The 20,950-nt window shown below is 68.8% G+C and carries 22 protein-coding genes and 1 pseudogene; 10 read left to right on the top strand and 13 right to left on the bottom strand.

The annotated features are described in order from the left end of the window. Positions 1 to 27 precede the first annotated feature (27 nt). The 3 genes from M2271_RS40330 to M2271_RS40320 all read left to right on the top strand — a co-directional run bounded on the left by M2271_RS40330 (position 28) and on the right by M2271_RS40320 (position 2,898). Positions 28 to 888 (top strand): immunity 49 family protein, encoded by an 861-nt coding sequence (locus tag M2271_RS40330; RefSeq protein WP_280892445.1) that lies wholly within the window; start codon positions 28 to 30, stop codon positions 886 to 888. A 175-nt stretch (positions 889 to 1,063) separates the two neighbouring features. Further along, positions 1,064 to 1,285 (top strand): DUF397 domain-containing protein, encoded by a 222-nt coding sequence (locus M2271_RS40325; RefSeq protein WP_280892444.1) that lies wholly within the window; start codon positions 1,064 to 1,066, stop codon positions 1,283 to 1,285. 746 nt (positions 1,286 to 2,031) lie between these two features. Beyond that, complete coding sequence (locus M2271_RS40320) at positions 2,032 to 2,898, top strand: immunity 49 family protein (protein ID WP_280892443.1); 867 nt, start codon at positions 2,032 to 2,034, stop codon at positions 2,896 to 2,898. 150 nt (positions 2,899 to 3,048) lie between these two features. On the opposite strand, the gene M2271_RS40315 is transcribed toward M2271_RS40320, so the two are convergent. After that, on the bottom strand, positions 3,049 to 3,471 hold the full coding sequence (locus M2271_RS40315; protein ID WP_280892442.1) for an ATP-binding protein: 423 nt from the start codon (positions 3,469 to 3,471) through the stop codon (positions 3,049 to 3,051). A 226-nt stretch (positions 3,472 to 3,697) separates the two neighbouring features. On the opposite strand from M2271_RS40315, the gene M2271_RS40310 reads away from it, so the two are divergent. The 3 genes from M2271_RS40310 to M2271_RS40300 all read left to right on the top strand — a co-directional run bounded on the left by M2271_RS40310 (position 3,698) and on the right by M2271_RS40300 (position 5,761). Further along, positions 3,698 to 4,549: a helix-turn-helix transcriptional regulator gene (locus M2271_RS40310; RefSeq protein ID WP_280892441.1), complete on the top strand. Its 852-nt coding sequence runs from the start codon at positions 3,698 to 3,700 to the stop codon at positions 4,547 to 4,549. 4 nt (positions 4,550 to 4,553) lie between these two features. Next, positions 4,554 to 4,778, top strand: a complete 225-nt coding sequence (locus M2271_RS40305) for a DUF397 domain-containing protein (protein ID WP_280892440.1) — start codon at positions 4,554 to 4,556, stop codon at positions 4,776 to 4,778. A gap of 494 nt (positions 4,779 to 5,272) precedes the next feature. Continuing rightward, entirely contained in the window at positions 5,273 to 5,761 is a 489-nt protein-coding gene (locus tag M2271_RS40300; RefSeq protein WP_280892439.1) for a hypothetical protein, read from the top strand. A 106-nt stretch (positions 5,762 to 5,867) separates the two neighbouring features. Here the strand turns inward: M2271_RS40300 and M2271_RS40295 are convergent, their stop codons facing one another. The 11 genes and pseudogenes from M2271_RS40295 to M2271_RS40245 all read right to left on the bottom strand — a co-directional run bounded on the left by M2271_RS40295 (position 5,868) and on the right by M2271_RS40245 (position 16,869). Continuing rightward, positions 5,868 to 8,492 (bottom strand): SpoIIE family protein phosphatase, encoded by a 2,625-nt coding sequence (locus M2271_RS40295; RefSeq protein WP_280892438.1) that lies wholly within the window; start codon positions 8,490 to 8,492, stop codon positions 5,868 to 5,870. Positions 8,493 to 8,743: 251 nt separating this feature from the next. Next, positions 8,744 to 9,151, bottom strand: coding sequence for an ATP-binding protein (locus M2271_RS40290; protein WP_280892459.1), 408 nt, complete (start codon positions 9,149 to 9,151; stop codon positions 8,744 to 8,746). A 318-nt stretch (positions 9,152 to 9,469) separates the two neighbouring features. Continuing rightward, a complete protein-coding gene (locus M2271_RS40285; protein WP_280892437.1) occupies positions 9,470 to 9,877 on the bottom strand; it encodes a (deoxy)nucleoside triphosphate pyrophosphohydrolase in 408 nt (135 codons plus the stop codon). Between the two features lie 83 nt (positions 9,878 to 9,960). Then, a complete protein-coding gene (locus tag M2271_RS40280) occupies positions 9,961 to 10,152 on the bottom strand; it encodes an SPOR domain-containing protein (protein ID WP_280892436.1) in 192 nt (63 codons plus the stop codon). 360 nt (positions 10,153 to 10,512) lie between these two features. Continuing rightward, positions 10,513 to 11,265 carry a GntR family transcriptional regulator gene (locus M2271_RS40275; RefSeq protein ID WP_280892434.1) on the bottom strand — a complete coding sequence of 251 codons (753 nt, stop codon included), beginning with the start codon at positions 11,263 to 11,265 and terminating at the stop codon, positions 10,513 to 10,515. A 232-nt stretch (positions 11,266 to 11,497) separates the two neighbouring features. Further along, positions 11,498 to 11,917: pseudogene (locus M2271_RS40270) on the bottom strand (RNA-guided endonuclease TnpB family protein); the annotation flags it as partial. A gap of 407 nt (positions 11,918 to 12,324) precedes the next feature. Continuing rightward, positions 12,325 to 12,975, bottom strand: a complete 651-nt coding sequence (locus tag M2271_RS40265) for a TetR/AcrR family transcriptional regulator (RefSeq protein WP_280892433.1) — start codon at positions 12,973 to 12,975, stop codon at positions 12,325 to 12,327. 193 nt (positions 12,976 to 13,168) lie between these two features. Continuing rightward, the gene (locus M2271_RS40260; protein ID WP_280892432.1) at positions 13,169 to 14,062 is read right to left on the bottom strand and encodes an SDR family NAD(P)-dependent oxidoreductase; all 894 of its coding nucleotides are present in this window, start codon (positions 14,060 to 14,062) and stop codon (positions 13,169 to 13,171) included. Beyond that, a complete protein-coding gene (locus tag M2271_RS40255; RefSeq protein ID WP_280892431.1) occupies positions 14,059 to 15,297 on the bottom strand; it encodes a cytochrome P450 in 1,239 nt (412 codons plus the stop codon). Before M2271_RS40255 ends, M2271_RS40260 begins: the two co-directional genes overlap by 4 nt. Positions 15,298 to 15,311: 14 nt before the next feature. After that, positions 15,312 to 16,670 (bottom strand): FAD-dependent oxidoreductase, encoded by a 1,359-nt coding sequence (locus M2271_RS40250; RefSeq protein WP_280892430.1) that lies wholly within the window; start codon positions 16,668 to 16,670, stop codon positions 15,312 to 15,314. Between the two features lies 1 nt (position 16,671). Beyond that, positions 16,672 to 16,869, bottom strand: coding sequence for a ferredoxin (locus tag M2271_RS40245; protein ID WP_280892429.1), 198 nt, complete (start codon positions 16,867 to 16,869; stop codon positions 16,672 to 16,674). A 498-nt stretch (positions 16,870 to 17,367) separates the two neighbouring features. Here M2271_RS40245 and M2271_RS40240 point away from each other — a divergent pair, with 498 nt between their 5' ends. Further along, the gene (locus M2271_RS40240; RefSeq protein WP_280892428.1) at positions 17,368 to 17,745 is read left to right on the top strand and encodes a hypothetical protein; all 378 of its coding nucleotides are present in this window, start codon (positions 17,368 to 17,370) and stop codon (positions 17,743 to 17,745) included. Between the two features lie 5 nt (positions 17,746 to 17,750). Then, the gene (locus M2271_RS40235) at positions 17,751 to 19,100 is read left to right on the top strand and encodes a caspase family protein (RefSeq protein ID WP_280892427.1); all 1,350 of its coding nucleotides are present in this window, start codon (positions 17,751 to 17,753) and stop codon (positions 19,098 to 19,100) included. Positions 19,101 to 19,280: 180 nt separating this feature from the next. Here the strand turns inward: M2271_RS40235 and M2271_RS40230 are convergent, their stop codons facing one another. Next, positions 19,281 to 19,841, bottom strand: coding sequence for a hypothetical protein (locus M2271_RS40230; protein WP_280892426.1), 561 nt, complete (start codon positions 19,839 to 19,841; stop codon positions 19,281 to 19,283). Positions 19,842 to 20,022: 181 nt separating this feature from the next. On the opposite strand from M2271_RS40230, the gene M2271_RS40225 reads away from it, so the two are divergent. Further along, positions 20,023 to 20,364: a hypothetical protein gene (locus tag M2271_RS40225; RefSeq protein WP_280892425.1), complete on the top strand. Its 342-nt coding sequence runs from the start codon at positions 20,023 to 20,025 to the stop codon at positions 20,362 to 20,364. Between the two features lie 70 nt (positions 20,365 to 20,434). Further along, entirely contained in the window at positions 20,435 to 20,581 is a 147-nt protein-coding gene (locus M2271_RS40220) for a hypothetical protein (RefSeq protein ID WP_280892424.1), read from the top strand. The last annotated feature ends 369 nt before the right edge of the window (positions 20,582 to 20,950 follow it).

Below are 20,950 nucleotides of genomic sequence, written 5' to 3'. Positions count from 1 at the left end.
GTTCGACATCTCTGACACGAGCACTCCGTGAGCGTCACCATCCCCCGTCACAGTTCACCCGGCCCCGATGACGAGGGTTATGCAGAGCGCCTGGGACGACGTGTGGCCAAGGGCATCGACAGACTCGAACAGTCTCCCGGTTCGCTCGACATGTACCTCAGCACCCCCTTTCTGCACCTCCAGGCCCGCGCCGCCGTCGACCCGCGAGCGGCGAGGCTGGAAACCTGGGAAGCGGTGGTCACCGCGATGCAGGTCTACTCCACGATCTTCGCGGTGACAGGCGCCACGGAAGGCACGGTCCAGACCCGCATCGCCCATGAGGTGCGCACCATCCCGGCCATCGGCCCGCGCTCCTACGCCGACGCCGGCAACTGGCTCACCGCATTCTGGCTGGCCGTGATCTGCCGGGACCAGAAGCGCCTGACCGAACTGTGCCAGGTGCCACTCGACCGTCTTCGCTCGCCCGAAGGAGACTTCGACGAGTACATCTACCACTGGGTGGCCGCACTACAGGCCTATTGGTTGCAGCGCCCCGGCCTGGTCGAAGAGCTGACAGCCGCACTCCAGAGATCCCACCCCGACACCGCTCGAATCGCCCCTCCCGACCTGCTCCAGAACATCTTGTATCCGCCGATCAACCTCTTCTACCGCTTCCTCCACCAGGACGCCGCAGGCTTCAACCAGGCCCTCGCGGAAGCAGTCGAGCTGCACAAGGCCTACTGGACGGGAGATGAGGACCGTACCGACGACCCGTCAGGCATGGTCGCCCTCGGCCCTCTGGCTCTGGCCTGCCTCGCCCACGACGGCGGCATCCCGATCGAGGTGGAGTCGGACTATCTTCCCAAGCACCTCCTCGAACGCGGCTGGCTCGGCGAATTCCCCACCTGAGCCGGAAGCGCACCCCCACCCAGCGTCCGGCGACGGCCCTCACGGAACAGCATTCATCGATACCCAAGCTCAACTGGGATGCTTTCGAATGCTCTTCCGTAGGTTGGAAGCGGGTCATTCGAACTCGATCGTTTGCGGGATTTCATACACAGGATGGCAAAGAAGGTGTGAGGCCATGATCACCCCCTACATCTGGCGGAAGTCGTCCTACTCCGGTGGCGGCGAGGGCAACGCCTGCGTGGAGACTGCTGCATGCCCCACCCACATAGCCATCCGCGACTCCAAGACCCCCACCAGGGCCACCCTCGCCTTCCCCACCGGCGCCTTCACCCCCTTCATCGAAGTCCTGAAGACAGCTCGCTCGACCGTCACCGACTCCCCCGGCTTCCGAGGCTGACCCACTCCGGTCACGACCCGCAGGCCAACGGCTGTGAGCCGTTCCCCATCAGGGGATGTCCGCACTCCCATTGCGCAGATACCGGAACAAGCGACCACCCCGGCGGCGCCGCCGACAACCTCGGCACCGGCAATCCAGGCGGAACCGGCTATGACCTGCCGGGAAGTAGGGGTACCGGCATCCTGCCTGCTCAAGGAAGCCCGGAAGCAGGCACAGGCGGCGTTTCGATGATCTCGGCGGCCTGGGCTGTCATGCTTGACGCACGGGCGGGCTCGGCGACGACGCAACCGCGCCCGGTCACCATGCGGATGCAGGCACAGGGCATGACTCCCAAATCCCTTTCCAGACGCCGAACGCATCGACCTTCCTTCAACTCCAGACAGCGCCAAAAAGCTCGACCATGTATACACGCTCAGAGAAGACGGCCGTTACTTCGTGGTCGAAGCGCTGTCCGGCGACCTCGACGGGCGTAAGGACAAAGCAGACACGGATCCGGCCAATTCCACCGCCCACGGCGGCGACGCCCAGGGGCATGAGGGTCAAGCAAGGAACAAAGCCCTACCTCCGAAATCCTGGCCGCGAGGACGAACCGCGGTGGACGGGAGGCCGGAATTGCGGCGGACCCCCGCGACTCTCGCTGGCAGATGGAAATTTGCGGTAAGTTCTCGTGAAGGCGACGTCAACTCTGGCTATTCCTACGCCGGTTCCGCCATCGAGCATTTGAAGATCTAGAACGAGGAGAGCCAGTGGATACCCGCATTCCCCGCCATGAATTCCGCACAGACAACGCGGGCGATGTCCTGGCGCCGATCGTCAAGAGCGCGAAGCAAGCACTCGACCGCATCGAGACATCAGAGGACTACCGCTACGACGCCCTGCCCCTCACCCTAACCCTGGCGAAGTGGCGTTGCCTGACCAACCCCACGGCGGAAGAGTTTCCGACCTGGGAGGCATGGGTCACCGCCATGCAGGTCGGTAGCGCCTTGTTCGCCGCCGGTACGGCCACGGAGGGGCCTGTGCCCTGCCGCGTCGGCAGTGCGGGGGAAGTGAAGAAACTCCCTGCGACCGGCCCGCAGGACTACCTGCACGCGGGTAACTGGCTCACCGCCTTCTACCTGGCAGTGATCTGCCGGGACAACGAGCGGGTCAACCAACTCGCCCAGATCCCCGTTTCCTTCCTGCGCGAATCCGGCGCGGAGTTCGACGAGTACATCTACGCCTGGGTGGAAACCCTGCAGCACTTCTGGTTCGGTCGACAGGAAGCCTGGGACACACTGGCGACCGCCATCCACGGCACCGAGCCGGAGAACGCACAGATCGCCGGCCCCGAACTGATGCTGAAGATCCTCTACCCGCCGCTCGACCTCTTCCAGCGCTACCTGCGCCGCGAGAACGAGCAGTTCAACGCGGCCCTGGTCGACGCCCTCACCTGGCACAAGGAGTACTGGACCGCCAACAGCGCACGCTCCCTCAGCGGCGAGGGCCTCGTCGCCCTCGGCCCGCTCGCCATCGCCTGCATGGCGTACGACGCAGACATGCCCATCGAGATCGAGTCCGAGTACATCCCGAGGGCGCTGCTGAAGCGATCCTGGGTCGGCGAGTACGACACCTGAGCCGCGACGCCCGTGGAGGTCGAGTACGACTACCTGCCCAAGGCGCTCCTGGAGTACGCGTGGATCGGCGAGATCGAGTACTACGCTCCTTGTGCGCAAGTGGCGTAGCGAGTTCCCCCGTAGGACACAACAGCCGTCCTTGCCGCCTCTTCACCCCGCGGCCAGCTCGCACCACACATATTTGCCCCGGTTGCCGTGTCTCGACAGCAGATACCAGCCCCACAGGTCGGCACACGCCCGCACCAGCCCCAGCCCCCGCCCCTCTTCCTCCAACTCGGCGACCTGCTCAAGCTGTTCCGCCCTTGGGGGCGCTGGCGGCTCGGGATCCGAGTCCCACGCCCCGATCCGCAGCACCCCTGCCGACCAACACACCCTGAGGGCGGCGGGGCCCTTCGCATGCTGTACGGAGTTGGAAATCAGCTCCGTAGCGAGCAACTCGGCGACATCGACCAGGCGAATCAGCCCGTGCATGGTGAGAATCAGGCGGAGGGTGCGGCGGCTCACAGTGACCGCACGCGGGTCGTTCGGGATGGAGAGGCAGTATTCCCAGGGTTCGGCTTCGTTTTCGGGCATGAGTGAACTCCGTTCGGAGGAATGGGTGTAGGAACCACGACCGGTGACAGTGCCGCATCCGTCACGGCAGGACGAAGCGGTGCGCTTCCGGTACCTCGACGTCTCATAACGTGTTCGGTCCGTCACTGACAGTAGGCCATAAATTTCAGTCCATGCAAGTGGATCGCGTAGCCTGACCCTCGAACGAGTCGGCTCACCCATGCCGTTGAGGGAAAGAAGGACGCCTGTGCCAGCACGACGGCACCCCACCGCCCGCCAGGCACGCCTGGGTGCTGAACTGCGGAAACTACGTGAAGCCGCAGGCTTCAAGGCGACTGAGGCAGCGAGCCTGCTGGGCGTGAGCTCCGTCCAAATGAGCCAGATCGAGTCGGGCGTCTCGGGCGTCAGTGAGCAACGGCTTCGGCGACTGGCCGCCAACTACGCGTGCTCGGACAGTGAGTTGATCGATGGGCTGGCGGCCATGGCAACCGACCGGACACGCGGCTGGTGGGAGAAGTACCGGGGCCACCTGCCCACACCGTTCCTGGATCTGTCCGAGTTGGAGCACCACTCCAGCTACCGGTGGGACGTGGACTTCCTGCACATCCCGGGCCTCCTGCAGACCGAGACCTACTCCCAAGCGCTCTTCTCCTACGTGAACCCGGAGTTCCCCCAACAGGAGATGCGGCGTTGGGTACAACACCGGATGGAGCGCAGGGTCATCATCGAGCGCCCCGACCCGGTCCCGTACGAGGCCGTGATCCACGAAGCCGCGCTGCGCATCAGGGTCGGCGACCGTGCCGAAGTACGGGCTCAGCTCACTCGAGTCCTGGAACTTTCAGAGGCCGACCACATCACCGTTCGCGTCCTCCCCTTCGACCTGGACGACTTCGCTGGAGCCGGAAGCGCCATGGTGTACGTCGGCGGCCCAGTCCCCCACCTGGACACGGTGGTACGCGACGGTCCTCACGGAACAGGATTCATCGACGCCCAAGCCCAACTCAGCAGCTTTCGAACGCTTTTCCGTAGGCTGGAAGCGGTGTCACTCGCACCCGACCGTTCGCGGGACTTCATACACAGGATGACAAAGGAGCTGTGAGGCCATGGTTACCCCCCACATCTGGCGGAAGTCGTCCTACTCCGGCGGCGGCGAGGGCAACGCCTGCGTGGAGCTTGCCGCCCGCCCCACCCACATAGCCATCCGCGACTCCAAGACCCCCACCAGGGCCACCCTCACGTTCCCCACCGGCGCCTTCACCCCCTTCGTCGAAGCCCTGAAGGCGACCCCTCACGCCACCGCCCCCGACTCCCCCGGCTTCCGAGGCTGACCCACTCCCGTCACGACCGCCGGTCCAACGGCCGCGGACTCCGGCCGCCGGTCCAACGGCCGCGGGTCGTTCTCGTCAGGGGATGTCCTCGATCCGGCTGCCGTCGAGCAGATACGTGGGCGGATACTGCTGTTGCGGAGCGTGTGGCGGAGCGACAGGGAACTCGTGGTCGTAGGCAGGGCCGCCATCGCGAGTGGCCCGAGGGCTACCCGGGCACGTGGTGCCGGGGATGCGCTCCAGTACCCGTCGTGCTCCGCGAGGGCTTCCGATCCACCCCGAGAGAGCCCTCCCACATCAGCGCCTCCCCGCCGGCGCCCCCGTTGCACCGCACCACCACCGCCTCGGCCGGAAGCACGGCGGTGGGCGTCTCTCCTGAGGCACCGCGACTGCCACGACCGGGGTGGCGTGCCGACTGCCGCAACCCAGGTGCCGTGCCGGCTCCGCGCCGGAAAACCAGCTGCGTGCGGCCGTGACCGTCCTTTACCGTGCCGGGCATGCGCATCGTCTTCACCAAAGGTCCCGGTACGAGCTACGACATCGCCGTGCACCGCGAGACCGGTGCCGCGCTCGCCCCGCGGAACGGGCCCGGTGGGCATCCGTATCTCCCGCACGACCTGGTGCACTTCCTCGTCGAGGCGGAGGCGGGCATCAGGCTCGGGGTCTACGGGCGGCTGGCCGCAGGTGACAACGGCCTGTTCTGGCCCGCGGACCCGGCGGAGCGCGCCAAGGCCGCCCGGCGTCGCAAGTCGAAGCGGGTGAAGTCGTCTCCCCAGGCGGAGTCCGACATGGCCAGGTCGGAGGAGTTGGCGGGCATCGCCGTACCCGTGTGGGAGGTGCGGCACGGCCACGCGCGGGAGCTGCCGGCGTATGTGACGACGGCGGAGATCCCCCCGGTGATCGACCGGATCGTGTCCCGGTTCGACGAGTACGCCGACCGCTGGCACACACTGCCGGTCGGAGGTTCGCTGACCCTGACGTGGTGACGCCGGCTCGGTCTGCCCCACGGGCATGTCGTCTCCGTCATGGCCGCGGCTCTGCGAGCCGGGGCCATGACGGCCAAGTCGATGCCGCTCATTGAGATGCAGCGTGTCAGAACAGACTCAACAACGCCTCCGCCGGATCCGCCACCCCGTTCTCCCCGTCCGGCAACGCCAGTTCGAACCACACCGTCTTGCCGCGAGGCGTCCGGCGGGAGCCCCAGGACGCGCTCAGCAGCCCGACCAGTTGCAGGCCCCGGCCGCCCTCGTCGGTGTCGCGGGCGCGGCGGCGGCGGGGCTGGACCAGGCCGGAGTCCCAGACCTCGCACACCAGGGTCTGGTCCAGGAGGAGGCGGAGCCTGATCTCGCCTTCGCCGTACCGCAGGGCATTCGTCACCAGCTCGCTGACCAGCAACTCCGTCGTGTCGACGAGGGCTTGAAGGTCCCACGACTGGAGCTGGCCGCGGGCGTACTCCCGTGCCCGGCCCACACTGCGTGGCTCGCGCGGCAGGGTCCAGTCGCCGACCGAGTCGGCGGGCAGGCCCTGGACGCGGGCCAGCAGAAGGGCGATGTCGTCCTCGCCGTGGTGGGTGTCGAGGGTGGTGAGGAGGTGGTCGCAGACGTCCTCCAGGGGTGCGGAGGGGTCGGTGAGCGCGCCGACGAACGCCTGAAGCCCCTCGTCGAGGGGATGGTCACGGCTTTCGACCAAGCCATCCGTGTAGAGCGCGAGCAGGGCGCCCTCGGGAAGATCGACCTCGACCTCCTCGAAGGGTTCCCCGCCGACGCCGAGCGGCATGCCCGGCGGGACGTCGAGCATCAGGGCCGCTTCGCCGGGTTCGACCAGCACCGGCGGCAGATGGCCCGCGTTGGCGAAGGTGCACCTGCGCGTGACCGAGTCGTAGACCGCGTAGACGCAGGTGGCGAGGTACACCTCGGACAGGTCGGCCTCGCGGGGGCGGCGGGCGGCGCGGGTGGCCTGCTGGACGCCACCGGGAGCGCCCAGGCCGCGCGCGATCTCGTCCAGCGCGGAGAGCACCTCGGCCGGTTCGAGGTCCAGCAGGGCCAGAGTGCGGACGGCCGAGCGGAGTTCCCCCATCGCGACCGCCGCGCGCAGCCCGCGGCCCATCACGTCGCCCACCACCAGCGCCGTGCGGTGGCCGGGCAGTTCTATGACGTCGAACCAGTCGCCGCCGACCTCGCTGGGCCGGTCGGCGGAGGAGTTGCCGGGCAGGTAGCGGCAGGCGATGTCGAGGCCGGAGGCCACCGGGTCCCCGGGCGGCAGCAGGGACCGCTGCAGCATCAACGCCCGCTCGTGCTCGCGCCGGTACAGCCGCGCGTTGTCGATACAGACGGCCGCGCGTGCCGCCAGTTCGACCGCCAGCTCCCGGTCCCGGTCGCCGAACGGCTCGCTGCCCTTGGTCCGTGCGAACTGGGCGAGGCCCACCACGGTGTCGTGGGCGACCATCGGTACGGCGAGCGTGGACTGGACGAGGCCGCCCTCCTCGGCGGGGATGCGCTGCGGACGGGCGGTGCGCAGGGCGTTCGCGCAGGGCGAGCTGAACGGGTAGTGGTGGACCGCGCCGACCTCGACGGACTTTCCGGACCCGGCGAAGGGCCCGTCGGAGACCGCGCTGGCGAAGGCGACCCGGCGCAGCTCCGCGCTGCCGTCGGCGAGCCCGGGCGGGGTCTCGTCGCCGGCCAGCAGCCCTTGGTACAGGTCGACCGTGGCGAGGTCGCAGAAGCCGGGGACGACGACGTCGAGGAGTTCACGCGCGGTGGTCTCCAGGTCGAGGGAGTTCCCTATGCGGGCCCCGGCGTCGTTCAGCAGGGCGAGATTGCGCCGCGCGGCGGCGGCCTCACGGGCGGCGGCGCGGCGGTCGGTGATGTCCAGTCCGAGCCAGGCGATACCGATGGGCCGACCCGAACCGCTGTGCACGCGGTAGAGGTTGATGGACCAGTGGCGGCGCTCGTCGGAGCCCGGCAGGAATCCCGTGACGTGCAGGTCCGTGATGGAGTTGCCGGTCTCCAGCACCAGCCGCAGGGTCGCGGCGACCCGCTCGGCCTCGGAGCGCTGCAGGTAGTCGGCCACGCCCTTGCCGCGGTGGTCGTCAGGGGTGCCGCCGAAGGTGTTGGCGAACTGCTGGTTGGCGCGACGCACCCGCAGATCGGTGTCGATGAGCAGGAAACCGAACGGAGATTGGCCGAAAATAGACTGCGAAGCGGCAAGGTCGGTCTCGATGCTGCGCAGAGTGCGCACGTCGACGACGATGCAGACGGCAGCCTTCTCGCCGTCCTCGGTACGCGTCGGCATGACATAGACCTCGACGAGACCCTGTCCACCCACGTCCCCGGGCTCCGCGCCCGGCACCCGGAAGGGCACCACGCCGGTCCACTCCCGGCCGTCGAGGATCTCGGTCATCTTGCGCCGGCCCTGCTCGCGCAGGTCGGGGTCGATGAACGCCTCGATGGGGTCCCTGCCGACGGCCCGCCCGGCCGGGATGCCGAGGAGCTGCTCGGCGCGCAGGCTCCACTGGTCGACCAGCCCGTCGGGGCCGATGGAGAACGACGCCACCTTGATGTAGTCGTACATGGAGCCGGGCGGATTGCTCTGCCACATGGCGTCACCGAGCGGCGCCTCGGCCGCCTCGGTCTCCGCCACGGCGTCAGCCATAGCCCCGACCCCCGCGCCCTCCGACGGGTCCTCGGACTCCGTGGCCTTCGCTGGTATCCCGCTCACGCGAACCGTCCCCTCCAGCTCACCGCGTCCGGCACCGGTCACCGGCGGCGGCTGCCCGCAGTATCCAGCACTACGGCGCCGCACAACACGGTGTTCACGATCACAGCACGTTCCCGACGGTTTTCGGTCCGGTCTGCGACAACACTTCCAGTCTTCTAACCAGCGGACACGTCGTCGAACCACATACTTCGACAACTGTCACCGGCCCGCACCGGTCCGTCGGCAGCGGGGCTCGGCCGTACACCCCTGGATCACTCCGGCAGGGCGAGTTCGAACCAGACCGTCTTGCCCTCGCCGCCGGGCCGGGTGCCCCAGCGCTCCGAGGCGTGGGCGACCAGTTGCAGGCCCCGGCCGCTCTCGTCGTCGGGGCCGGCGACGCGCGCGCGGGGCGGGTCCGGGAGCGGGTCGGAGACCTCCACCAGCAGCACGCCGTCGAGGTGCGGGGAGCGCACCAGTCGTACGCCGATGGGGCCGGTGGCGTACCGCAGGGAGTTGGTGACCAGTTCGCTGACCAGCAAGGCAGCCAGGTCGGAGAGGCTGTCGAGGTCCCACGCCCGCAGCCGGCCGCGGACGGCTGCACGGGCCGCGCGCACGGCGTCCGGTGCCGCGGGGAAGGTCCACTCGGCGCGGTCGTCTTCGATGTCGATCACGCCGATCACATCCCGGGCCAACCAGATCACCCATATCCGTTTTCGTGGGCTTAATGGGCACATACCCGATATTGCGGGAGCAGTACCGCCCACACCGTCACACTGTGCCGCAAACGGCGTACGGGTGGTGCACCGCGCGTCGCTCTCGCGCGGCGTACGACACAGGAGGGATCAGCGCGCCACACTCACCACCTACAGGCGATCAGCGCGCCGCCGTCACCGTCCACGGGCGATCAGCGCGCCACTGCCACGGCGTACGAGCGATCAGCGCGCCACTGCCACGGCGTACGAGCGATCAGCGCGCCACCGCCACGGTGTACGGGTGGTTCAGCGCGCGTCGCTGTCGAGGAGCGCGAGTGTCGCGCGCACGGCGGGCACGTCCTGGTCCAGCCAGTCCACGTCCCACAGTTCGTCCGGGGCGAGCCAGCGCAACGTGTCGTGGTCCTGGAGGGGCTCGGGGTCGCCCGAGCCGGGGAGCAGGCGCGCGGTCCACACCTGGAGGACGTACGGCGCCTTCAGGACCCACTGGCCCGGTACGCGGGCGACGGCCTCGGCCGTGATGCCGAGTTCCTCGCGCAGTTCGCGCACGAGGGCGGCCTCGGGGCTCTCGTCCTGCTCGACCTTGCCACCGGGCAGCTCCCAGCGCCCGGCCAGTGCGGGCGGCGCGCTGCGGCGCGCGGCGAGAAGGCGGTCACCGTCGAAGAGGGCGGCCGCCACCACGATCCGTTCCGTCATGCGCCGGAGCCTACGGGAGCCGGGCGGGCCGGCATCGACCGGCAGGGGCGGGCATCGACCGGCAGGGGCGGGCACGGGCTGGATCAGTCCGCCGAACTCGTTCCGTTCGGGCCGATGCGCTCGACCCAGTAGAGCTGCCGGTGGCCGCGACCGTCGAGACTGTCCGCGATCTTCTGGGCCTCGGCCCGGGTCGCGTACCTGCCCACGCGGTACCGGTTGCCGCCGTCGTCCTGTCGTATGACGAGCCAGGGAAGAGTGATCGTGCTGTCGTTCATCGCGCCCCTCCACTACCCGTCCGCGGCCTGCTCCGCGCCCCACCCGATAGAGAAACCGCAATCCGCATATGCCCGAGCCTACGCCCAACCTTTACGCAGCGAACACGGAATTTCACAAAGAGGTACGCAACCAGCCAGGACGGACCGCTGCCCCGGGGGGCGCACATCACCGAAAGCGCCCCTGGTCCCGCTCGGTTTCTCCGGTCGGCGGCACCCCGCACACGCGCACGCCGACCTGCGAGAACGGCTGGATACCAACGCCGTGTGGAGCGGCCCCGGTTGGGTGCTCACCGGGGGTAACTGCCAGGAGGGCGTGCGCCGCTCCCCGGGAAACGTGCGCCACGTCACTTCCTGGGCGTGCTACTTCACCGGCAGATGGTAGGCGACCTGGTAGCGGTCGGCCGGGATCACCAGGTCGGCAGTCTCCACCGGGCGGCCCGAGGCGTAGTACGTGCGCTGGACGACCAGGACGACATGGCCGGGAACCCCGCCGAGGTCCAGCAGTTCCTCCGCGAGGCCGGGGCGGGCACCGACCTCCTCGGTGACGTTGTCCACGACGACATCGATGGCGGCCATGCGCTCGACCACGCCCATGCCGCCGAGGGGTCCCTCCTCGGGCAGCATCACCGGCGTGCGCCCGGTGACGGCGAGCGGCTCCCAGGAGGTGGAGAGCATCATCGCCTCGCCGGCCTCCCGGAAGACGTACTCCGTACGCATCACCCGGTCGCCGGGCCGCAGGGCGAGCCGCTCGGCGACGGCGGCGCCCGCCTCGACCTGCTCGCTGCTGGACTCCCAGGTGCCGCGCGCCTCCCCGTCGGCCTGCTCCTGCCGGAAGGGGGTGACGCCGTTGGCCGGGCGGTATCCGGAGCGGGCGATACGACGGGGCACGGGGCGCTCGCGCACATACGTACCGGAACCGGAGCGGCCCTCGACCAGCCCCTCGGCCATCAGCACCTTGCGCGCCTCCAGCGCGACGGTGTCCGAGACGCCGTACTCCTGGCGGATTCTGGCCTGGGACGGGAGACGGGTGTGCGGTGGCAGCGAACCGTCGGTGATCTTCTTGCGGAGATCACCCGCGACGCGCAGGTACGCCGGCTGCTCACCGAATGTCACTGGCCGCTCCCATCAGATTGTACAGACAGCAACAGCCTGGCAACCGTAGGTTGTGCCATGCAAGTGAAGGCCAGAGAATCACTCGATGTGATGACAAGTGGCCGGGAGAGGGTTTACGCGGGTTTACGCAGGCACTTTCTCCCCGCTGTAGACGCCCTCACACATAGAGCCCGAGCCCGAGCCCGAGTCGCGCCCGCCGCCACGCCCGCCGCGCCGATCGCCGCACCTATCACCGCACTGATCCGGACAGGGTCCAGACGGAGACGGTCCGCTCGGTGATCTGCCAGGACAGCATTCGGTCGTCATAGGGCTGCGCGCCCTCGGGCCGGAACGTGATCGGCTTCTCCACCGTCCGCCGGTACCGCTTCGACCACGGCTTGCCCAGGTGCCCGGCCTTCAGGTTCGCCGCCAGCGTGCGGTAGGCGTCACAGGTCTTCTTGATGGTGTGCTGAGCGGCCTGCGCGCCCAGCCCCCACCGCCGCCTGACCTCGGTGTAGGTGTGCTCACGCAACGCGAAGTTCCGCTTCACATCCTTGGCGAAGGCCACCTCGGACACCCAGCACGCCGCCTCGTTACAGGAGCGCAGGGTCGCCTCAAGCGCCGCCGCCTGTACGGGCGTCGGCAACAGCTTGACCTGCACCACCAGCTTCATGACACCCGAACCTAAACAGCCGCCCGCACACACAGACGCCTTCCGCACACCCGCCCCACCATCCAGCGACCCACCGACCGTACGTTCGACATTGCCCCGGCTCCGCCGGACAGCCCTGCGGGCGCTCCGCGCCCGAACTCCCGGACACTGCGACGCTCCGCGCCGCCACCACACGATGCGATTCCTCCCAGGCGTAAACGCCTGGGGTTCCTCGCAAGAATCTCGCTGAAGTCGGTCTGGCTCGCCGACTGCCCTGCCCTGCGGGACTTCTCCGCGCTCACCCACCTGCCCGCACTGCCGCAGCTCGGCCTGCGAGATGGCCATGGCCGCCCTTTTCCGCTGTTGGCCACCCGTGACGCCCTCAGCCGCCCGACTTCTCCACGGGCATCGCATACGCGGTCTGAGCCCTACCGCTGTGCGCTGCGCAGAACGGTGTCGACCGCGCGGTCGGCGAAGGCGGTGAGTTCCTGCGGATCGTGGCTGGCGAAAGTCGACGACCACAGGGCGAAGCGGCCGAACAGCGCCGACCACAGAAGCATCGTGGCGTATTCCGCGCCGTCCGGCCAGTGCCGTCCCTCGTTTTCGCAGGCATGGATGGCGTCCAGCCATTGATGCCACAGGAGCCGGGCAGGGTGGTACCGGCCGGGGCCGTCGAAACTTGACGCGTCATGACCGAACATGAGGCGGAAGACACCGCGTTCGTCGCGCGCGAAGTCGCAGAACGCATGGGCCTGGGCACGCAGGCGCTCGCCGGCGGCGGCTCCGGCCGCCGCTACGTCGGTGTCGGCGGCTCTCATGGCCTCGACAACGCGCCGGTAGCCGTCCTCCGCGACGGCCCGGGCCAGCTCGTCCTTGTCCGCGAAGTGCAGGTACATGCTTTGCGCGGCGATACCCACTTCGCGTGCGACCTCCCGGAAGGAAACCGGGAGCGGGTTGTCGGTGAGCTTCTGATCGAGAAGGCGCCCGACGGCAGCCAGGATCTCCGCGCGAAGCCGGTCCCCCTGGCCGCGCGGATTGCGTCTGCGGGCGGTGCCGGTGGCGATGCCGTCCTCGTTCATGCGCCTCATTCTGCGGTAGTCCGGCAGCATGCGGATCCCCGGCCCGAAGCGGCGCCGGCAATCCGCACGGCCGGTGTTCACACCTGGGTGAGAACTCGGGCTGCCGTGCCCATCGCCTGACCGGCGGCGGGAAACCTGATGCAGGGGATGCAGGGGACACAGGGGACGCAGGGGATGAAGGGGATGCTCTGGATCATGGACGGCAGGATGTCTCGTCCTGCCGGTCGGTGCCGCCCGGCCGGTCGGCGAGGCGGGGCAGCATGCCCAGTACGGTGGCCGTGGTGGTACCGGCGTCGACGGGAATCACGGTTCCGGTGATCCAGCGGGATTCCGCACTCGCGAGGAAAAGGACCGCCCAGGCAAGGTCCCAGGCGGTCCCCTCGACCCCGAGCAGGTTGGCAGCGCGGCGCAGCTGCCGGCCTTCCTCGCCGCCATGGTCACCGATCGGGGTGTGCAGATGCCCGGGAACAAGGCAGTTGACCCGGACGTTGTCCCGCCCCCAGCTGTAGGCGAGGTCGACGCTCATCGACTGCAGCGCCCCTTTGCTCGCCCCGTACGCGCCGCTGCCGAAACCACGCAGAGCGGCGATCGACGAGATGTTGACGACAGAGCCGCCGCCGACGCGTACCAGGTGGGGGTGGGCGGCGCGGGACACTTGCATGGCCGCGGTGACGTTGAGGGCGAAGACCCGGTCCCAGCCTGCGCGGGTGGTGCGCGCGAGAGCGCCCTCACCGCTGATGCCGGCGTTGTTGACGACGGAGTCCAGACGTCCGGCCCGGGCGGCGAAGTCGTCGACCGCGTCCCGCGCCGCCATCTCGTCGGTGATGTCGGCAGCGAGAGCGAAGGCCCGGCCGCCGTCGTTCTCGATGCGCCCCCGGGTATGTTCGGCACGCTCGGCGTCGATGTCGAGGATCCCGACGGTGGCACCCTGGGCGGCCAGCAGGATCGCCGTGGCCGCACCGGTGCCCAGAAAGCCGCCCGCGCTACCGGCACCGGTCACCAGCGCCGCCCTGCCCGCCAGCCGTGTGCCGTGCCCGTCGGTGTGTCCTCCGACATCGAACCCCTGGTCCGCCGGCTTGCCGCTCACCACGTGACCGGCAGGGACTTGAGCCCGTAGACGATGGAGTTCCTCTTGAAAGAGAGGTCGTCCACGGCGACGGCTAGTCGCAGGTCGGGGACGCGCGCGAACAGCCGCGGCCAGGCGACCTGCATCTCCACCCGCGCGAGGTTCTGGCCGAGGCACTGGTGGGAGCCGAACCCGAAGGCCACGTGGTGGCGGGCACCGCGGGCGATGTCGAGTTCGTCCGCGGGGCACTCGCCCTCGCCGGCACCGAACGCACGCGGATCCCGGTTCCCCGCGATCAGGGAGACGATGACGCCTTCGCCCTTGCGTACGAGCTGACCGCCGATCACCACGTCCTCGGTCGCGACGCGTCGCGGGTCCGTGGAGACGATGCTCCAGTAGCGCAGCATCTCCTCCGCGGTGCTCGGGGCCAGTTCGGGGTGGTCCCGCAGGCGGTCGCGCTGCTCGGGGTTGAGCAGCAACGCCACGGTGCCCAGGCCCAGCATGTTCGCGGTGGTCTCGTGGCCGGCGCCGACCAGGATCCCGACCAGGACGGGCATCATCTCCGGTGCGAACCCGTCCGGCCCCTCGTGGTGGGCCAGCAGTCGACTGACCATGTCGTCGGCGGGCTCCCGGCGCTTGCGCTCGACCAGCTCGGTGTAATAACCGAACGCCTCGCGCTGAAGCCGCGCGCGTTCCTCGTGGCTGACGTCCAGGTCGGTTCCGGCGTTGGCGTGCCGCTGGAAAAGGTCATGGTCTTCGTAGGGGACACCGAGGATGGCGCAGATGGCGCGGGAGGGCATCGGAAGCGCGAAGTCCTGGATGAGGTCGACGGGGCCGCCCTTGTCGAGCATCGCGTCGATCAGCTCGTCCGTGATCTCCAGCAGTTCTTCGCGCATCGCCTGGGTGCGCTTGACACTGAACTCCCTGGTGAGCATCTGCCGCAGCCGGGCGTGTTCGGGGTCGTCCAGGCGCAGAAACATCCCGCCCTCGTGCTCAGGCTGGTTGGAATGCACCACGGGGAAGTCGGGGTTGCGTACGTCGGCGCTGAAGGACGGGCTGGACAGCACGGCGCGGATGTCCTCGTGCCGAGTGGCCAGCCAGTGCCGCGTACCGTTCCAGATGGTGACCTTGTGCAGGCCGCCGGTCTCCCGGAACTCGGTGTACTGCGGCGGTGCGCTGAACGGGCAGCTGCGCGGGGCGGGGAAGAAAGGTGCTTCCTCGACGGAAACGGGTTCAGGCGTGGGGGTGATCGTCATATCGCCTTCCTCGGTCAGAGAGCTGATGCTTCGGCGGGGGGAGTCGTCGCGGCGGGGGCGGAGCCGGGTGCCGAAGCGGGTACGGAGCCGGGTGCCGAAGCGGGTACGGAGCCGGGTGCCGAAGCGGGTGCCGAGGCGGGTGCCGAGGCAGGCCAGGGCGTTCGGTCGAGCACGGCCTGACGCCAGGTGCGCAGGGCCCGGGCCATGCCGTTGCCCAGTACTCCGTCGATCCGTCGTGGGTGGCCCTGGATGTCGCGATGGCCGTAGATGCCGATGAACCGGCCCTCCTCCAAGGAGCCCTCCACGACCGTGAAGGCCATCTGCCGCCCCGTCGCGCCGTAGGACTGCAGCTTCAGGTCGTACTGGTCGGACCAGAAGTAGGGCAGTGAGGTCGCGGGAGTTTCGGCACCGAGGAGGGCTGCGCCGACCGTGCGGCCCTGTTCCGTGGCGGCGAGTCGGTGTTCGCTCCGCAGGTGGAGGCCGGTCGCCGCATCGAGCCAGGCGGCCACGTCACCGGCCGCCCATACGTTCTCCGTGGCCCGGCCCTTCGCGTCGCACAGCACACCCTCGACGCCGTCCCGCTCCCTGCTGGCGAGCGGCACGCCGGATCCCTCCAGCCAGCTCACCGCCGGGCGGGCGCCGACCGCGACCAGTACGGTGGACGCCTCGATCACCGAGCCGTCGTCGAGTGCGACTCCGGTGGCCCGGCCGTCCACAGCCAGCACCTCGGTGACCCCTCTGCCGCAGCGCAGGTCCACACCGGCAGCGCGGTGGCGGGACTCCACCATGGCTGCCACGTCGTCACCCAGCACATTGACCATGGGGAGCGGCAGCGGATCGACCATGGTGACCGGTACGCCCATACCCCGGGCCACCGCCGCGGCCTCCGCGCCGACGAAGCCGGCTCCGACGACGACCAGCGGCCCGCGCCGGCCGAGAGCCTCGCGCAGGCGGAGAGCATCGGGCAGGTTCCGCAGCACCTGCACGCCGGCCAGGCCGGCACCGAGGGACGGCGGATGCACCGCGTGGGCGCCGGTGGCGATCACCAACGCGTCGTACGGGATCTCGCTGCCGTCGGCCAGACGCACCGTGGACGCGGAGGTGTCCACCCCTACGGTCGCGATGCCGGGCACGTGGTCGATCCCGAGAGCGTTCCACTGTTCCTGCGGACGAAGCAGCAGCCGCTCCGCCTCCCACTCGCCGGCCAGCACCTGTTTCGACAGCGGCGGACGATCGTAGGGCAGTCCCGGCTCACCGTCGACCATCGTCAGCTCGCCGGTGAACCCTTGGCGCCGCACCTCCTCGGCCACCGCCAGCCCCGCAGCCGAGCCACCGACCACGACAAGTCGGCGGAGCTCCGGCGCGGCGGGCACCTCAGCTCTCCTCGATGAGGATGGCCGCGGCCGGGCACACCTGAACCGCCTCCCGTACGGCGTGGTGCTGCTCGACCGGGGGCGCCGCGTCCAGCAGGACCACGATGCCGTCCTCGTCCCGCTGGTCGAACACCTCCGGAGCGACCAGCACGCACTGGCCCGCACCACAGCATTTCGCCTCATCAACCGCTATTTTCACGCCACTTGACCTTTCGGTGACCCCACCCGACCGGCATCCCGGTCCGCCAGCCTTACGGTTGTCACCTTACGAGTGTCATCTCATTGCTGCAAGATCATGTGGATGGTTCGGTCGGAGGTCGCCGCCCTAACGCCCGTTGCGGGAGCTGGATTTGACTGAGCGACAGGCGAGATCGACCGCATCGCACACGGTGCGGTGGGGCGGCGACGCCCACTCCGGGGTGCGCATGGAGTGGCGGCGAGCCCCGGCGCGCAAGCAGGAAGGAGGGCGGCCGGAATGTATTTAGGCATGCAATTTCAGGCGCAGGACACGAGCTCAGACACCAGGGCGCAAGTAACCCGCAGGTAGGTTCCAGAGGTGCCAGGTCGACGCCGCTTGCACCAGCGTCGCCCAGTTCGTGGACAGCTCCTGCCCGCTTGTCCACCCTCCGACCTCGCTGATCCACTTTTCCGTAGTCCAGGACTGACGGGACGGAATATGGGCCAGGATGGACCAGTGATGAGCGAAGGCGAACGGGAACTGTGGTTGCGCGTATCAGGTTCGGAAGACGAACTGCGGTCTCTGAGGAACTGGTTACGTCATGAGGACGGACTGCGGGGCAGGGTGCGGGCATTCCAGTCCCCGCTCGCTCCGGGGGAGATGGGTGGGGCGCTGGATGCGCTCGCAGTGGCCGTCGGGTCCGGAGGTATGGGCGCGGTGCTCGCCAACTGCCTGTCCACCTGGATCGGCCAGCGACGCTCTGACATGCGGATCACGGTGAGCACGCGAGACGGCCGCACCGTAGAGGTGGACGCCAAGGGCGTCGACCCGCAGGCGCTCGCGCGAGATATCGAGCGCATGCTCAACAGCGATGAAGCGGAGGGGAATCCGCAGTGACGCGGTTGCCGGACCCGGACCACTCGCGGGCCATTCTCATAGGCACCGGCACCCACGCCAACGGATCCGGTCTACCCAGTCTGCCCGCCATCGGCGCCAACCTCGCAGACCTGCGGCAGGTGCTCACCGATCCGGCCACCGGCTCCCTGCCAGTGGACCACTGCATCACCGCAGCTGATCCCGCCACCGCGGGCGAGGTGGGTACCCTCCTCGCCCGCGCCGCCACGGAAGCGACCGACCTGCTGTTCGTGTACTACGGCGGGCACGGGCTGGTGGACGACCGGGGCAGGCTCCACCTCGCACTACCGGGCACCGATACCGCGGACATCCGCTGGACCGCGCTGCCGTTCGAAACCTTGCGGGAGGAACTGCTCGACAGCCCGGCGGCGATCCGGGTGCTGGTTCTGGACTGCTGCTTCTCCGGACGTGCCATCGAGGCGATGACGAGCGGGCACAGCACGGTCGCCGGGCAGATCGACGTTGCCGGCACTTACACGCTCGCCTCCACCTCCGCGAACGCCGTCGCCTACGCGCCCGAAGGCGCGACGCACACGGCATTTACCGGCGCCCTGCTTGCGGCCCTGCGGGGGCCGGTGGCGCTGAGCCTGGACGACCTCTTCGACGAGGTGCGACGCGATCTCGCAGTACGCGCTATGCCGCGACCTCAGCGCCGGGTGGTCAACAACGCCGGCAATCTCGTCCTGGTGCGTCCCCCTGATCCGACTGTGCCTCGCCCTGCCCCTGCGAGCGACCCGCCTCCCACCGCGTGGACAGACCCTGGCGCCGCTGCTCCGCCTCTGCCCCTGTGGCACCAAGGCAGCGTCACAGCCCTGCCGGAGCCCCGGCGTCCGAAGGTAAAGCTCCACATTCCGGCGGGGGCGTGGCTGCTGCTTTGCTTCTTGGCGGCCGGACTGATCGGATGGTATTGGCTGGACACGGAGACGCACTGGGACAAGGACAACCTCCGAGACGCGGTGCAGCAAGCGGCTGTGGAGCTGAGCAAACGGCCTAAGTTCGCCGACGCACCTCTCGAGGGCTACATCGCACAGCTCATCGACGAGTCGGGCAAGGGGCCACCACACGGATTCACGCCCTCGGTGAAACACGTTACGGAGACCGACAGCGACGGCAACGTCAGCGACAGCAACGCTGGTGACTACGAAGTCACCAGCCAAGACCTTGACATCGCCTTCTGCATGCACGTCACCACGACTCTCAAGACTCCCGGCCACGACCTGCTCTCCGCGACCGTCAATTTGTCTGCCACGGTCACGGATGGCACCTGCCCCACCGGCAGTCGGCCGGGTCCCGGCAATGGATCGAGTCCGTCATCGACACCCTCAAAGACCAGATGAGCCCGGGTGTGCGACATCCCGTAGTTCTTCTGAGCCTGGTCGGCGGTACAGCGGATAGCGGTAGCGGCTGTTCCGTTTCGGGTCTGCTTATCGGACTGCCGCCACCTGATGGCTCGTCAAGGCGATGCCGCAGTAAATACCGGCTTTACTGCGGCGGAGCCCCTACCTGAAGTTTCGCCGTTACGCGGCGGTTGCTTCGCTGGTGGGGGTGTTCTCGCCTAATAGGGCGGATGTGCCCTGGGCTGCGGTGTTGCTGGTTATCCGGGTGCGCCGGAATGCGGTGATCATGTCTTCGATGGAGACGTGGCGCTTGTGGCGGTACCAGGGGGCCTCCTGGCGGCGGGAGTTGAGGTCGGCGGCGGGGTGGCCGGCGTGGTCGTACCACAGGACCAGGATGGTCAGATTCGCCAGTCCCAGGGGTGTGGTGCGTTCGACGGCGGCGGGTAGACGGTTCTGGGCATCGCCCGCGCCCAGGAGGTTCTTCCCGTCCTTGATCGACTGCTCGATGGACCAGCGGGAGGCGTACCGGGCCACAAGATGTTCGGCGCTGGTGGTCAGGTCGGTGCCGGCCAAGGCGAGAGTGCAGGGGCGGGTCTCGTCCAGGTCGCGGACCAGGACCACGCGGATAGGGGTGCGGTGCAGGCTGCCCCACCACAGGCAGGCGATCACTGCGAGGTCCACGTCCTTGGTCACGCCGTAGCGCGTCACGCGAGCACGGGTCCAGGTCGCGCAGACGGCCATCTCGGCAGCGGTGCCCAGGCGTTCGCCCTTCCAGGCGGGATGTCCGCGTTGGCTGGGGTCCGTACAGGACCGCGTTGGCGGCCAGGCGGGTGGTGAAGGTGACCCGAGCGGGCAGGCCACGCCAGGCCGGCCCCCGGTACAAGGCGTCGCCCACTATGCGGACGACGCGGTCGGGCAGGGCTTGGGCGAAGAGGTCGACCATGGTTCTGGCCTGCTCGGTCTTGGAGATGCTGGTCTTGGGTATGTGCAGGCGAAACAGGACGGGCAGGCAGACCTGACGGGCCAGGAACGGCACGGTCACCACGATCCCGATGATCACGAAGCAGTTGCCGCGCCCGATGCCGTCGCGTCCTTTGGCAGAGCCGTCGTGCTGGTACTTCGCGCCGTGGACCTTCTTTCCATAGCGGTGGAACAGGGTGTCGCCCACCGCGAGGGTCACCGCCGCGCCCCGGGGCACGAAGCGAGCCACGACCGCACGGGCCAGGGCGAGTCCGACCTGGTCCAGGTTCCAAACCGCCCGTGAGAAGAACCGGTGCGCTCGCGACCAGTGGGCCTTCCCGGCCAGTCCGGCGGCCTGCCACATCCCGGTGACGGTGCGCGGACTGTTCCCCGACAGCACCCCGGTGACCAGCACCGCCATCGTCGTGAACGAGGGGGCGGTGAAGCACGGCCGCAGGACTTCCAGCACGATCAACAGGGATGACGGTACGGTCACCGGCACCTGGACCTCCCCGGTATAGCCACGCACGACGCGCGGCGCATCCGCCACCTCCGGCAAGGGCGGACACCGCGTATGACCCGATCCGCCGCACCGCTTCCGGACCAGCCCACCCGGGGCTCCTGCACCGCGCACCCTTTCCTACGCCCGCAAGAACTCTGGCCTGACACGGAGGTTTTCTTCTGCCACCCCGGCCCGTTCTGCTTCTGCGGACGGTCGACTCGTGGTGCCGTCTATTCCCTGCGAAGCTCAAAGCCGCCCAGCCTGCTGTATCGCCAGACGGCTCCGAGATCTACCGGGAGTGTCATGAATTAGGTGGGAACTTCACCCGAAGGGACACCTGATGATGATCCAGAAGACTCACTCTCTCGAGACGGTGGGCGGCGTGTCG

This window comes from Streptomyces sp. LBL, assembly GCF_029893585.1.
GTDB lineage: Bacteria > Actinomycetota > Actinomycetes > Streptomycetales > Streptomycetaceae > Streptomyces.
The sequence above is the reverse complement of the archived record's forward strand: the minus strand, read 5'-3'. Positions and strand labels throughout refer to the sequence as shown.